Genomic DNA, 14999 nt, shown 5'->3' on the forward strand with positions numbered 1-14999 from the left:
ACAACACTTCAATCACCCCCTGACGTATCTTCCGAATTGGGCTGACCTAACCGCTTTTGTAAAGATTGCTTACCTGTCATACTCCTTTCCCAGGATTCAATGTTCCGAATCTTTTCTGCTGGGTCAGCTAAGTTTTGCGCTGCTACACGGCTTGCCCATGCCAACCTTTGCTGATTTTGCGTTTCTGTTAGGTCGGTGTAGATAGCAATTAAGTCGTAGTTCGGATACTGACTTAAATAAGTTGCTTGATCTACGCATAATAACCCAAGCATTGCGATGCCAGCGAACATCGAAGGCTTAACAATTTCTTTGACACGGACTCCGTTGCTATTGGTGTAATGAATCTCTGCGCTTTCTCCGTTGGCAGCCAGCGTCAGCCACTTATTATATTTTTCCTGGTGAACTGCTAACCCAACATTTCTATCAAGGCGAAACAAAAAGCTTTTAGGGTTATTGCGTTGGCTTTCAATCTTGAAACCTAGATCGGAAGCGCAGTTCCCTGTGGTTTGTTGTAACCATCCTCCACCACTAGCAATATCTAAGTTTCTATCGAAGCGGGTTAATCCTTGTAAGTAAGCGTCTCTTGCTGCAACTTCTGCAGTTCTAGTTTGGTTAACCTCTGGGTTGTCAGGTAAGCCTACAGCCCCTAAGTTTTCTGAATTGCTGCGGCTAGTAAATGCCGCGACAAGGAACATTAAAGCAATTCCAATTACTCCAATGCCACAAACTAGCAGCAGCACTATCAGCTTTCTTTGCTCTCTACGCTGTCTAATGGCTTCTAAGCTTACTGGTTTATTTGGCAACGCTCTTACTAATCTGTTTTCTAAGTCATCATCACCTCTCGCTGGCGGGGATTGCATAACTCACACTCCTTTACACACTCCGCCGCCGGAATTTAAGTACTTTGCTAGGTTGCTGTGGGGTCAAAAGTTTTAATGTCTCTTTCATCACTGACGCGCACATAACTCCAATCAATCCACCCGCACAAACGATAGCGATCGGGTTACACAACAAGCTACCCATTGCACAAGCGATCGCACTGTTAACAAAAGCTCCAACTGATGCTTCAGCTAGTAAACATAATGTGTTCATCGTCGTTTCCTTTGCTGTTTACTTTTCTTATTTATTACCAGTCGCTTTTTTTTTGGACTGCTTTGCGATCGCATTTCTCCCAATAATTTGCTTTAGCAAGCCTATTCCAGATAAGAACTGTTTTAGTGTAAACATTGACTCCATAGTGTTGATAAACCTCATTCAAAGCCGCTTGCTCACCTTGTCCCAGGCGGAAAATTAGTTCAACTGGCAACAAGCCTGATAGATGAGGCAAGAATGAACCATGTGCAAGTGGGTAATCGGTGTCATCAATTGTTTCATAATCTTCATAAGGATTATCTTCACAAGGATTTTCAACAACCTGAACTTGATATACCTGTTGGTCGTACATAATTATCTACTCCTCAATCTGTAATGGACGGTTCAATTAATTACAGCTACTGGTTCTGCATTTAAACTGGCATACAGAACGCCATCTAGTTCAAAATAACCGTTGTATCTCCAGTACATTTAGGCTCCTTCAAAGAAGGAAAATTTTCCGGTTACTGGTCTGACAAAGACCAAAGCGTTGCTATGTTATGAACCGTGTTTTCCTCGGCTTCTATAGGATCGACAGGTTCTTCTTTTTCTTCCTCTTCTGGTTCTTCTGCCTCTATGATTAAATTAATCTCCTGTATGGTTTGAAGATCTGCGGACAAAAACATAAGTTGCGATTACTACTAACGACATTAAAGTGCTGATGCCAATAGCTATTGAACTAACAGCAAATACTCGATCGAACGTGCGCGGCGGCGGTGACGATATCGCAAGTGCTGCTGATACTCCGGCGAAACACCCAACAGCTTCCACCCCCAGCGCTGCAGATGAAACAACCGCGAATTCATTGCGAGCCTGGTTAACTCGCTTTGCACTTTCTACCCTTGCGTACTGTCTGATAAAAGTCGCACATTGCGTGGCGTTGGTGGCAGCAAGTTTTTGGATGATGCTGTTCTCACTGCCGTCATCAAAAAATCATTGTCACCCAAGTTCAATTCTCCAGTTTCAGCAGCGCCTATTGCTCCATTGGTGTAAGCGATCGCGTTTTGAACTGCATCAGATTCTAAAACTTCAGCCGAATTAATGGCAGCAGGTAGAAGCGTGAAGAAAGCAGCATTGTATTGGATTGCTTTCTTTCTGACATCATCAATCAGCATATTGGATAAAACTTCGTCCTTGCTGGAGACGCCAGCAGAAACCTGCTCATTCACCTGATTGTGAACTCCTTCCGTCGCTTTATCATTCTTCAAGTTTTCTTTGCCAGAAATATGTTGGACTGCTTGAACAACAGTCATCCCTTGCTTAATCAATTTGTAAGCTTGTCTTACGAACTCTGCATCCTCATCAGCAATCTCTTGTGCTGAGAAAGGACGATTAGCAACTTGCAAAATTGTGGTCACTTCCGCAACGCTGGTTGCTCCAATTTCTTGTTTCAGTTGTTTCTTTGTTACTGTCATAGTCTGGTAGTCCTTCTTCTCTCAATTTTTTTCTAATCTCTCCCTCAATACAACCTTCATCCCTCCATTGTCTGATTGCATCAAAGCAGTGGCGCTGAAAGTCTGAAAACGTTCTTCCATAGGGGAAGTGGTTGAATTCGGGGCATTCACTAATCAAAATCGACAAGTCACGTTTGAAGGTTGGCTCTGATACTCCCAGGTACTGCCTGAGCAAAGCTCTCCGCCATATGGTACGCTTGTTGCCTGTACTTAGATCGACGTAACTTACGTCTACGGGTTTTCTTTGGGTTGCCATAGTAGCATCTAGGCTACTTCAATCCTTACTAGAAGCTGTTTTTCGGCATTCATGCTTTTAGCTTTTGAATAGCTCCGAATTAGCTCGTATTTTTAGATTAATCGGTCAAATCAAGTAGCAGCAAGCATTTTGGACAAGCACTTCCTCAAATTGCGATCGCACTACTTTGTGGCAACTTTTGTTCGATCTTCCGCACTTCTCAACTTGATTGCGGGGAGTTAAGCTTATCGGTCTTAGTTCTGCAATTACAGTAAAGCTTCACACTCTTATTTGGCGTCCGGGAAAAATAACGAGTTACATAAGCTAGTTCCTACACCTTCGTCACCAACAGCCGAGCGCATGCCCCTGGTCGATTTTTCACCCACAACTGGCATACCCCTTCACCGAAGACTAATCGCACACCCCTGGTCGATTCTTTACCCACAACTGGCATACCCCTTCACCGAAGACCGATCGCACACCCATTGATTCTCCACCCACAGCTGGCATACCCCTTCACCGAAGACCGATCGCACGCCCATTGATTCTCCACCCACAACTGGCATACCCCTTCGTCAAAGTCTCGTTGTAGTACTAAACTTCTTACATTCTTTAACTTCACTTCACTACCACCACCTCTCTTCACAATTGGCAAAGGTATTGTGGTAATTAACAGAATTTTAACCCCAACGGTTCCTGCTATATTCCACAGCTTCTTTAGTTGAAAGCTTGATGCTTGAGTTATTACTACGAATATAAAAAACTTCTTCTTCCTTGCCGTTTTTATCTTTAAGTTTGACGTACACAGGTTTGGGTGAGCGTTGGACAACGACTCGACACACATCTTGTCCACTTACCTGATGAAAGGTGATACGGAAGAGAGTACCAAATTCTTTACCAATCTCCCTCAGTAGTAGGTCATTATTCAAAAACAGCATATAGCCGTCATTATTTTTCTTTTTCAAGGTCTGGTAGTCGTTATTTAACCCGATTGGTACGCCATTATCGTCAACACCTATCAACAGAGTTCCACCATTAGTATTTAAAAATGCGGCAATGGCTTTGACTATTTCATGTTCCATTGCTTTATCTTGTTTGTTCTCCCGCAAATTCCAACGTGCAGTTGACTTAAATTCTAGTTGGTGATTTTCACCTTGTTCAATTAATGCCACAATTCCTGTATCTCCAGACTTAGGTTCAAAGGCGTGATAAGCTTTTAATGCATTCTGTTTAACTTGTTCGGGAACGATGGGAAATGTACTGAGGATGTATGCAAATTCCTCTTCGGTTAAATTGTAGAGATGGGCTATCATTCCATCAAGCTCTGCTCGTAGTTTAGCCCGTTCTGTTTCATCGGTTGCGCCTTGCTTGTGAGAACCTAATCCGACTTCTTGTGCGAGTTCGTCAAATTCAGGTGTGGTGCAGATGAGTTTTACGGCACGTTCTACTATTTCATTAAAGTAGCGATCACTTTCTGTTAGACGTGGAACGGATAGTTGATTTATTAACCCAATTGTCACATTATTGTTCACACGACCACGTACTTGAAAATCCAAGACAAACGAACAGAAGACAGCACATATAAAAACCAACTCTTTTTTTGAGTACCCTCTAGGAACAGCATAATTAACTGAGTTATCGCAAAATGTATTTTTAGGAATGATGCAGCAAATCAAAGTTCTTGTGTGTCCTTGTCTAGCTATCCGACGATGGATGAGTCTATACTCATCACAATCAAGTTGTGTATTATAGTTTGTACTCTTTTTACCCGCAAGCTTGGTACGTCCTTTCTGAATATTTATATAATATTTGGGAGGAGCAAAATTATGTTTAAAGTGATGAATCATACCACCTTCATAAAGAGGTTGATTTTGAGGTGAAGGAGACAATAAAAAGAAATCTTTAGTGGCAGTTTTATCAAATTCCGTTGTCAGCTTTAAATTCCATTTCCCGGTTATTTGCTCACCTATAAAAGGAAACGATGACAGTTTTTCAGCAATGTCTATATCTATTTGATGCTTAAACTCTGTGATTGAAAATGAATCGGGAGAAAAATGCTGTACTACTGTAAGTGGTATTTCTATGTGTTCATTCTTACTACTTAGAAATAAATTTAGATTTTTTGGAGACACAGCCTCTGTTGGGACAATTCTAAAAGCAGCACGAAATGAATTAGTTGAACCACCTTTTTCAAAAGAAAGTAAACAAAATTTAAAGCTGTGATCTACCCCTTCAAAGATAAACCTTTCATTCGAAAGTCCAAACAAAGTATAAATTTTAGCTCCCTGGAATAACATTTCTCGCAACTGTTTGTTACCAGCGTCACTGTATAGACTTGTGGGTATTAAAATACCGCATTGTCCAGCATTACGTAATAAATTAAAGCATTGTTCCAAAAAAAGTTTAGATAAATTATTTTTACTAGGAACAGTTTTACCATTAATCACGGAAGTTTGGTTTTTATACTGTTCTGCTCTTTTAAAGTAAGCATTTTGGTAAGAAAAACGGCTACAATATTCTAACCAAGCTAATTGTATCTCGTCATCTTGTAAAAGTTCGTCACGCTTTTTAATAAATTCAAATACATCCATCATTTTTCTTGTAGCGACATCACTATACTCATTAAAAAATTCTTTTTCATTAGTTTGAAAAACTTCCCAAGGAGGATTAGTGATAATTGCATCAAATCCACCACGCCTTAGCACTTTATCAAAGTGATAACCCCAGTGAAAAGGCTTGAGGGCTGCGATATCATCAACTGTCAACACCCGTTTCTTTGATTTACCTGTTAACTGAACTTCCTCGTACTTGATACCCAAACGTTGGCTAAACTCATTCAACAGCAGAAGATTTAACTTCTCTTGCGATTCTCGGTTGAGTTTTTCAATATGACTACGCAGCATTTGCAATCGTGATTGTTGTTCTGTTCCCTGTTGTTCGCCAGGAAGTTGTTCCTCACCAGATATAAAAGCGTGTTTTTTGTAAAGTTCAATCGATTTATTCTTCTCAACTAAGATGGCTTTATAATTAGCTGCTGCTAAAGCTTGAAGAAGATTTCCCTGCTTGGAATTGCCAACTGTATCAAAGGCGGTTTCATCGACTCGAATTAACCCAATCAGCGAGTTACCCGCCATAATGTTAAAGTCAATATTGGGCAGAGGTTCTAATTCATCCACATCATGAGCAGAAGAAACCAATGCTAAGAAAAGACGTAGTTTAGCAATTTCTGTTGCTTCCTCCATGATGTCTACACCATAGAGATTATCAGTAACAATCCGCTTTTTAATATAATATGATAGTGATTTATGTAACTTTCTTGTATCTTCAAGTTCCCTTTTTAAATTGGCATCTCCCATCAAATCAATTGTGCCAATCACCGCACTATAAACTTGAATTAACGTTTTCATAGCAGCGATGAGAAATGCACCTGACCCGCAAGCTGGGTCAAGAATTGATAACATAGGTAGAATATTCTTTATCAGCAAACGGCAGACGTTTGCATCTAACTTGATGAGTAGTTCGTTGATATCCTCGAATGGTCTATACCTATCAGATAACGCATCATTGACGCGGTCTACAATTAATTTGTGAATCGTTCTATCACATAGATATTCAGTAATCTGTGGTCTAGTATAGTAAGCTCCAAAAGCCTTTTGATTAATATATTTTTCAAAAATATAACCCAACACATCGGGGTTAATTTCATCATCCTTCCCCTCTGGCGTGTCATCCAAGTTCCAAGAATAACGAGCAAATAAATTGAAAACTTGTTCAAACGCCTCATCCGCTATTGTAATGTTATACTCTTGCTCAATACGATGCCTTAAAAATAATCCCCCGTTGAGATATTTTACATTTCCTACCAATGATTGTACTGATGCATCGCGGTCTGTTTCTGGTTTAGCAAAACTTTCAAAAAATAACGCTTGAAGAAATTCTTTATAAAAGAGATTTTTACCACGCCGCTTACTCGCTTCAAGTTTATTTTGCAGATAATTTAAATCTCCATTATCAATAAATCTCTTCCGCTGTAAAAAATAAACAAACATCATCCGATTGAGAAGCACCGATGTATACCAACGTCGGTCATTTTTATTATGAATCCCTTTTACATAACCTAAAAACTGCTGATGCTGCTCTTGAAAATCCTTATAAAACTGTTTAGTGACTCGCTCTACATCAAAAGCTTTTTGCAGTCGGTAAGCAATTTCTACAACTGATAATTCGTCATCTTCAAGTTCCGTGATATCAATCACTAAAGAACCCAGCTTACTTAAAAATAAATCTCCCGGTTGACCTTTTACATATAAATGGTCACGAATATAGCTTTTATTTTCTTCCCGCTTTACCCAATACCAAAGACTGCGAGTACGTTGACTGTCAATAAAAATCAGCAGATTTTCAGCTTTGTCCTTAGTAATTTCTTGATGAATTGCAGCGCGAACCTTAGCTTCTGGAATTACACCATCTGCTGCTGTAACTTCAAAAACCCCTACACCCGAAAATTCTGCAATGCGCTGGTATTCATAAGTTTTGTTCTCAATCTCCAACGAAACAGCTTTTTTCCTTGAAGTTTGTGACCATCCTAACTCCTCTATAAATAGCTCCTCAAATTTAAAGTCATAGAGTAAGTCACGTGTTCGTTGAAAATTAAGTACCATAATTTACCCTTTTAGCTGGCAAGAAAAATAGACGGATATGGCAATTTAGCCCCTTATAATAGGGAGCATGGTAGTGCCTACCCCCGTATAGGGGATATTAGAAGTGTTATTTTTCACAGCTGTGACTTATCTGTCTTAGTGCTTTAAGTCGCTATGCGCTTCAGTGCTTACCTCATAAATTAAAAGTATATAAAGATATACTTAAAATCACCGAAATATTCCGGTTAAACTACGGTCACATAAAAAACATAATTTCAAGACCTTTCAACTCTAAAGAGTTTTAAGTTATATACTCAAATGGCAAGTCATATAAGTATTTCACTACTTTGACTATGTTGAGCAATTCAAAAAAAGCTAATTTATTACAATTGTGAAAGCCACAAAGTTATCAGTATTTATCCTGAAATCTCATTTGCATAGACTTGCATTGATAGTGCCATCGACGATTACTTATAGAACAGACCAAGGGAACAAATAATTGATGGTTCTCTTTTCTCCACCTCTTCACTTACAATACACAAACGGTCATCCATCCGTAGTGCCACTACTAACTCAGCCAACTGCTGATTACTAATGCCGCTTCTTAACTGACGGTTGAGAGTATCAATTGCTGATTGTCGCAACGGGTAACGGTAAATATCGTCAATTGCCTTTAGCAGTTCTTGAGTGACAAATAGCGTTCCCTTCATTTCTTGAGCATAACTCTTAAGTCGTTCATAGGTGCGGAACCTTGCTCCTGATGGTCGTCCCAGTTGACCGCCTGCATTTTTCTCTTCCTCAGCAAGAAGGGAAGCACCTTTTTTAACTAACTCGTGATGCTGTTCATCTCTGGGAATGGCGGGAGTCGTTTCTTCACACGCCGCCATTTTTAAAACTGCTAATTGCGACTGAGTGACGCTATTTCCTTTGCGGTCAACATAAATCAAAGAATCATTACCCTCAGTAGTTTTCATATAAAGAAGTACCCCCTCTGGCTGCACAGGTTGGGGTATATGGGTGCGGGTAGAATAAACCACGTTGGGCATTTCTTCAATCGTCTTTCTCAAAGCTGGATTGTCATCAGTAGCTTTTTTCCAAATTTGAAACGCTTCGGAGGTCAAGTCTACTTCTGTATCTTCTTCACCATCCAGAATTCCAGATTTTTCATTGTAGAGGTCGAGAATGACTTGAGTAGCGTCGTCTTCAAAAAATGCTTCATCGGTTCCCACCACCTCAGCATTTTCTTGCAGTCGCTGGCGGAGTCTCCCCCGCAAATTAATAATGCTTTCTACTCCCTCCGCAGGTAGGAAAGAATAACAGAGGATTTTTTCTGCATTTTGTCCAATCCGGTCCACCCGTCCTGCCCTCTGAATTAGGCGGATAATTGCCCACGGTAGATCCCAATTGACGATAATCGCACAGTCTTGTAAGTTGTGACCTTCACTGAGAACATCAGTGGCAATTAAAACTCGCAACTCAATTGATGGTGAAATGCGATCGCGTTTTCCATTGCTCACAGGACAAAACCTTCCTGTCAGTTCCGTAGGGTCTTTTGATTGACCCGTTACCCCTGCCATATGACTAATATTTCTTGCCTGTAAATTATCAACCAGATAGCGAACTGTATCTGCGAATTGTGTAAAAATTAGGACTTTATTATCAGGGTGAGTTTTTGTTAGCAGTTCGACCAAAACAGCAAGTTTTTCATCTTCTTTAGGGTTCCACTTCCCACAGTGTTGCAGCACATTAATCAGTGCTTTGGCATCTGCCAGTAAATCCCGTTTTAATCTTTTAATATCAAATAGCGTAGAACGCAACCACTTAAATCGCCGTTTATATCGGGTTGCATATTCAGTGTAAATTAATTCGGCTTTTTGTCGAAAACTCTTTTCTGTTAAACTTTCTGCCTCTCTCTCCTCTTGCCTCGATGAATCATCTACATCATCTTCGGTTTCTGTATCAAATAAAGTGGCTGCTATGGAATCAGTATCTTCATCGTTATTATTTGTGTCTAATAACTCAGCATCTTGAGTACCGATAGGAATATCAAGTCCTTGTTCTAGGGCATACAAATAAATAAAATTCCGGAAAATGTGGCGTTCAATTGATTGAATAAAGGCAATCCCACTACTTTCTAAACGTTTAAATAAATTGGTACGCGAAAACCCCATTAACCTACGTCCGCCGCGAAATAATGCATTAAGCTGGCGTTGCTCAGTGTCTGCGGGAGGTTGTTTGTGTTTAGTGACAACGTAATTTCCTAGCCCATAACGAGGTAGGTTTAGTTGATTGATTATTTCTACTACTGATTCAGAATAAAGCCGAGAATAAAGGTCAGTATCAGAGCTAGATAAAGTAAACTTGAGAGTACGAGGAATGCGATCTGGAAAATAAGAACTTCTTCCATCAGAAAACGCTAAATATTTACGTCCAGTTTCGTCTGTGTGGGCATAGTTCTCTTTAATAAACGAGCGGGTTCGCCTTACCATATAGCGTTTCATCAGCTCTCTCCAGTCATCAGGATGTTCGCTCTTTTCAAAAGCCGCTAACGAGCGTACAAGGCATTGGTGGCGTTTCATAAACTCTGTTTCACCACCCAATTCACTTATAAAAGCTTCTGGTCGAAAACCCAAATCTTGGTCTTCTAAGACAAATAACCGTAGCTGAGACGAAAGGTCTAAGTAGGTTTTGTTATAAGGAGTGGCAGAGAGAAGAATACATTTACTTTCGTTGGCAGTAATATATTCTGCAATGGCTCGATAACGTTTTCCTTCCCGATTTCGCAGGTTATGACTTTCATCAATTAACACAACTCGGTAGCGACGTAATTCCGGCAACTGATTCTGCACTTTACTAATGGGCAGCACTTTGGCAATTAGGCGATAGTTATCAACATACTCCTGCCACATCTGTACCAAGTTTTTAGGGCAAATAATTAGCGTTTCTAAAAAACAGTCTTCTTGTAAGATTTTGGCTAAGGCGGTTCCAACTAAAGTTTTACCCAAACCAACCACATCCCCAACCAGCACACCGCCGCGTCTGGTAACATGACGGGCTGCTAACTGCACGGCTGCTTTTTGGAACTCAAACAAGTTGTTAAATTCACGGGGGATGCGAAATTCTGAAATTCCAGCGATCGCCTCATGAGAAAGATGATAAGCAATCTTTAGGTAAATGTGATAAGGCGGTATTAATTCTTCCCTCGCCCAACTCTCATCAATGATTTCTGCCAGTTCTTTGGAAATATCTATACAGCCGTATTCGTTCCAGCGGTCATCGAACCATTTTTGTAATTTGTTGCAGGCATCGTGATCTAAAACATCGACATTCAATTCTCCTTGTTTTGCCAGTCCTGGAAGGGTCAGGTTACTACTACCCAAAAATCCCACGGTTGGAGTGTTGGGGTCATTGCGATGTACAAGATATAACTTGGCGTGCAGGGGGTGACGCAGAAAGAGTTTAATAACGAGTTTCCCGGTTTTCAATTGATGGCTTAACCGTCGCAACCCCGCTTCATCCTGATTAGTTGGCGCACCAAGGGTTAACTGCTTGCGAAATTCAACTGCCATCCGTTTTTTGAAACGAACGATCGCACTGTTATCTATACGCCCGTCACTAGTGCCAAGGGTGAAAGCTGCATGGACTTCATCACTAGGCAGACTTTGCATCCCAATCAATAGACGACAACAAGCCTTTTCGCTACCAACATACTGTTCAATTAAATCATCTATCTTCCGCCAACCTCTAAGATTGAAGTAGCCAACGCAAAAATCCGCTCGATACGAGACTTTCAGCGTCGAGCGTAAAATTGGTAGCAGTTGCAAATCTATGTTGTCAAAGATGCGTGGCATGATTTCATACTTAGTTGGTAATTTGTGATAGTGGGTTGCTTATTGGCAGTGTTCTACGAGTATAAGCAATCCTAGAGTTATTAATGCCATGTTGCTAGGAAAGCGAAAAATTTCAGGGGATCTGGGCGACAATTAAACAGGGGTTTTAAACGTTAATCATTCCCTACTCCTATACGGTACCTCATTAAAAATTTAGGGTAGAGATCGCATCCTGCTTTTGCTTGTCAGTTACGCCAAGATAGCGCTCAAGAGCGGCTAAGGTGCGATGACCGCTGATTGATTGGATGTGCCGCAATGGTACGCCAGCATCACTCATCCTGGTAAGTGCTGTCCTCCTAAAACTGTGGGTGCTAACGCCTTCAATGCCCAAGTTATACCAATTCTCTAAATTCACACTACACATCCGAAGGTTGTGGCGAAGACAGCGCAATACGAACCTTTTTTAATCTGTAGTCTAGTTTTAGAGAAATGGTATTATAACAAACTTCTCTTAAGATGTCGTCAGCGCTGGCAGTGTGGATGTGTCCTCTGTTATGCCTACCGGGAAAAAGAAACTCTTTGCGCCGATCCGGGTTGTATTCCTCAAGGTATTGCCGTAGCTGTGGATGTACCTGCACCTCTCTGGTGTCCTTGCCTCCTTTCGTGTTGGGCGCTTGGAATACTATCACCTTCCTTACGCCTCTTGCCCCAAACACATCATGTAGATGCAAGGTACAAGCTTCGTTGATACGACAAGCGGTGTAAAGGCACATTCCGAACAATGCCTTATCGCGTGGCTTGACAAAGCCCTCTGTAAATAAGAGATTAATTTGGTCGGGAGTGAGAATTTCTGCACGCCCGAAACGGTTTATTTTCATAAGGAGACTTTACACTGGGAAATTAGCTAATTACTATTTGTTGAACCTCATTAACTCTCAATTCACGATTTCTGCCTATACTAATAGGGGATATATCTTTTATAATCACATTCCTTCCTATTAAATCATCAGGTTGTTGAATTACACTTCTGATTCTATTTCTTAAAGTGAGTTGATTAAATACGTCTTCCCTTACCACAACTTGATAAATCTGATTATTGCATGATAATCTATAATGTAATATTTTCCCATTATAAACTTCACAATCTTCCACTATACCCTTAAAGGAGCTAGCTTGAAAAATTTGTGCTATGGGTTGCAATGAAACCCAACCTGCAGCCAATACTCCTAAATATAATGCAGTTATATCAAATCCAATCTCCTTTTCAAGAATTGTTCTAAGATTCGCTGATGAAACTAATTGCCAAAATAAACTTATGCTTGTTACAAAACCACCAGAAGCTAGAGCTATATTAATCACACTTGTTAGGTTAGGAAGCTGTCTTCCAGTCCGAAAATAATATAGTAGAATAAAGAATAAGGATAAGATTCCCCAAAGAATTAATTTGTGTGAATTGCTCATAATTATTCAATCTTTATTTTAAATTAGTGTAAATATTTTAAAAGTAGCACCAATAATAGCGCCCAAGATTGAGCCAGGTATTTGACCAATTATCCCTCCAAGGAATGCTCCTCCTAAAGCAGAAGCAATTACGTTTTGACCTTGCTTCCATATGTTAGGATTATTTATATTTAGACTAATTAATCCATAAATAGCTCCCCCAGCAGCACCAAAAATTGACCCACTACTACTAGCAACTAATCCTCCAAAAAAAGAACCACCTAATGCTAAAGCAAGCAAATATCGACCCGTAATTAGTAGATTTTTAAATTTTATTGTCTCAAATATATTTGAGCAATGATGGATTTGTTCCTGGAGGTTATCAAGAATCCACACTATTAATTTTAGGAAATTTTCTGGATAGAGTAAGAAGATTACTACTACTATTATTAATAGGAAAAAACTTAGATTTTCTAATGTTAATGTAAATCCAATAAAAAAATGTGGAATTAGTCGTAGGAAAAAGACAATTGGCTCTATTTGAGACTTTGTTGAAGTGGTATCTGAAGCATTAATAGATACAGAATTTCCTTTTGCTGATGAAATATTCGGTTGCAATTTAGAATCCGACCCTAACATTTCATTAGCAATGGTTGTTAATTGTTGATATCCAGGATTGGATCGAGACGCACCACGAATTAAGTCTTCAACCCATCCTTCTGCTTCTGCTGTCTGAATTAAATTAAAAACAACTTGTCTTAAAGAACCTCCTCCGGCAATTGCGTCTAAATTTTTATTGAATTCAAAATATAACATTTGTTCTAGCGATGCTCGTTCAGGAAAAGCCCCAATGAGTGCTTCTAGTAATTGTTTCTGCTGCCTACTGGATAAAGACATATTTTTTAATATAATTTTTTTAAAAGGAAAAATTAGGCACTTGCAATCGTAGTGTTATGAGCGTAATATACTATATTTTCCAAGGAAGACAGGGGAGGTGACTCAATCCCTTATTCTACCGAATGAGTGACACCCAAAATAATCCCGACTTATCAATCGCTCTGTCGGACTCCCACGCAAAACCGCCATTTCAGCGCCCATTTATAGTTTCTGCTTATGATAGCGCTAGATGCACCGATATCAGCTATAATACATTACTCTAAATTAATAGCGATTCATTACCAGAGTCTACACTGCCCTCTGCAAAGAGCGTCTACACCCAATGGTACTTAAATAAATATGTCTAACCAAAGTCTCTTCCCAAGCTACCCATCCCCAAGCTTAACTCATGCAGATGTGATTGGTTATCTCAGTGCCTACGCAAGTAAAGGATGGCAGATTTATCAGGGGAACAGTGAAAATCAATTTATTATAAGAGTCACCGACAACCAAAAGGTTTTTATTGATTATAATATTGACAATTCTGGTGAAAAATGGTGTGTACTTTTTGGTGATAGTATAAACGTTGCTGGTATTGCCGCATTTCCAGAGAATTTAGCAGGGCTGGAACAAGCAATCACAATGGCGGTTCGGGAGATTGGTCGCACGGAGAGTAAGCGTATAGACTGGTCTTCAACTCCAACGTCAATACGTCTTTACCAAAATGAACCTGCGACAAATTTTAGCAAGTTAGTAGGACTAATTGCCACATCTACAATTGAAGCAGTCTTTGACCCTTATTTAGATAACAAAGGCTTGAGTCACATTTTAACACTAGCAACACTTGGAGTCTCTGTTTCACAAAATGTACGCCTGCTTACCTCGAGCAAAATGGTGGGTAATAGATTAACTAAGCCTTACATTCATTCATGGTTTAAAGAGCTAAACTCTTCAGGAGAAATCCGGCAATTAAAATCTGATAAAGAACACCGTCGTTTCATGCTTTTAAGTGGTGGGCAAAGTCTTATCATAGGGTTATCTCTGAATGACCTATCAAAAAACGAAGCGGCTCACTTGGAATCTGATACACAAGATTTGATGTTTTTTAATTCTGAATGGAACACTGCTTCAACAATTTAAATATGCAGATGTTGGTATAAGCAACCCAAAGTGCTCGCTAAGCCCTTGTTTGCAGCCATAGCCAAACTACTCCACGCCTGAGCACTCGCCCTATACCCTATTCCAATAACTCCAGAGGTTTTAACCTTCTTTATTGATACTTGACTGGGTTGATTGACTCAACATAACAAGCGTGATATTATTAAAAGTCAAAAAACGTGTGGTCAGGTGCAACCAAATCAAAAACCCCTCAGTGGCGCGTACTGGGGGTTTT

General features: G+C 39.9%; 13 protein-coding genes. 1 reads left to right on the forward strand and 12 read right to left on the reverse strand.

What is annotated here, in order from left to right:
- Positions 1–8 precede the first annotated feature (8 nt).
- From WA1_RS49345 to WA1_RS49390, 12 genes are all read right to left on the reverse strand, one after another.
- Entirely contained in the window at positions 9–860 is an 852-nt protein-coding gene (locus WA1_RS49345) for a hypothetical protein (RefSeq protein ID WP_017740933.1), read from the reverse strand.
- A gap of 13 nt (positions 861–873) precedes the next feature.
- A complete protein-coding gene (locus WA1_RS49350) occupies positions 874–1092 on the reverse strand; it encodes a hypothetical protein (protein ID WP_017740934.1) in 219 nt (72 codons plus the stop codon).
- 34 nt (positions 1093–1126) lie between these two features.
- Positions 1127–1444: a hypothetical protein gene (locus WA1_RS49355; RefSeq protein WP_017740935.1), complete on the reverse strand. Its 318-nt coding sequence runs from the start codon at positions 1442–1444 to the stop codon at positions 1127–1129.
- Between the two features lie 151 nt (positions 1445–1595).
- Entirely contained in the window at positions 1596–1751 is a 156-nt protein-coding gene (locus WA1_RS57910; RefSeq protein WP_158516801.1) for a hypothetical protein, read from the reverse strand.
- 216 nt (positions 1752–1967) lie between these two features.
- Positions 1968–2546, reverse strand: a complete 579-nt coding sequence (locus WA1_RS49360) for a hypothetical protein (RefSeq protein ID WP_017740937.1) — start codon at positions 2544–2546, stop codon at positions 1968–1970.
- 734 nt (positions 2547–3280) lie between these two features.
- Positions 3281–3475 (reverse strand): hypothetical protein, encoded by a 195-nt coding sequence (locus WA1_RS59110; protein WP_201789252.1) that lies wholly within the window; start codon positions 3473–3475, stop codon positions 3281–3283.
- 25 nt (positions 3476–3500) lie between these two features.
- On the reverse strand, positions 3501–7481 hold the full coding sequence (locus WA1_RS49365) for an Eco57I restriction-modification methylase domain-containing protein (RefSeq protein ID WP_017740938.1): 3981 nt from the start codon (positions 7479–7481) through the stop codon (positions 3501–3503).
- Positions 7482–7927: 446 nt separating this feature from the next.
- Complete coding sequence (locus WA1_RS49370) at positions 7928–11311, reverse strand: helicase-related protein (protein ID WP_017740939.1); 3384 nt, start codon at positions 11309–11311, stop codon at positions 7928–7930.
- 184 nt (positions 11312–11495) lie between these two features.
- Positions 11496–11705 (reverse strand): tyrosine-type recombinase/integrase, encoded by a 210-nt coding sequence (locus tag WA1_RS49375; protein WP_419183638.1) that lies wholly within the window; start codon positions 11703–11705, stop codon positions 11496–11498.
- A 1-nt stretch (position 11706) separates the two neighbouring features.
- Positions 11707–12168: a tyrosine-type recombinase/integrase gene (locus tag WA1_RS49380; RefSeq protein ID WP_081403184.1), complete on the reverse strand. Its 462-nt coding sequence runs from the start codon at positions 12166–12168 to the stop codon at positions 11707–11709.
- Positions 12169–12190: 22 nt separating this feature from the next.
- Positions 12191–12751 (reverse strand): CbtA family protein, encoded by a 561-nt coding sequence (locus WA1_RS49385; protein WP_148663080.1) that lies wholly within the window; start codon positions 12749–12751, stop codon positions 12191–12193.
- 18 nt (positions 12752–12769) lie between these two features.
- Complete coding sequence (locus tag WA1_RS49390) at positions 12770–13627, reverse strand: effector-associated domain EAD1-containing protein (protein WP_017740941.1); 858 nt, start codon at positions 13625–13627, stop codon at positions 12770–12772.
- Between the two features lie 339 nt (positions 13628–13966).
- Between WA1_RS49390 and WA1_RS49395 the strand changes: the two genes are divergently transcribed.
- Complete coding sequence (locus WA1_RS49395) at positions 13967–14746, forward strand: hypothetical protein (RefSeq protein ID WP_017740942.1); 780 nt, start codon at positions 13967–13969, stop codon at positions 14744–14746.
- Positions 14747–14999: the final 253 nt, after the last annotated feature.

Source organism: Scytonema hofmannii PCC 7110 (genome assembly GCF_000346485.2).
In the GTDB taxonomy this organism is placed as follows: Bacteria; Cyanobacteriota; Cyanobacteriia; order Cyanobacteriales; family Nostocaceae; genus Scytonema; species Scytonema hofmannii.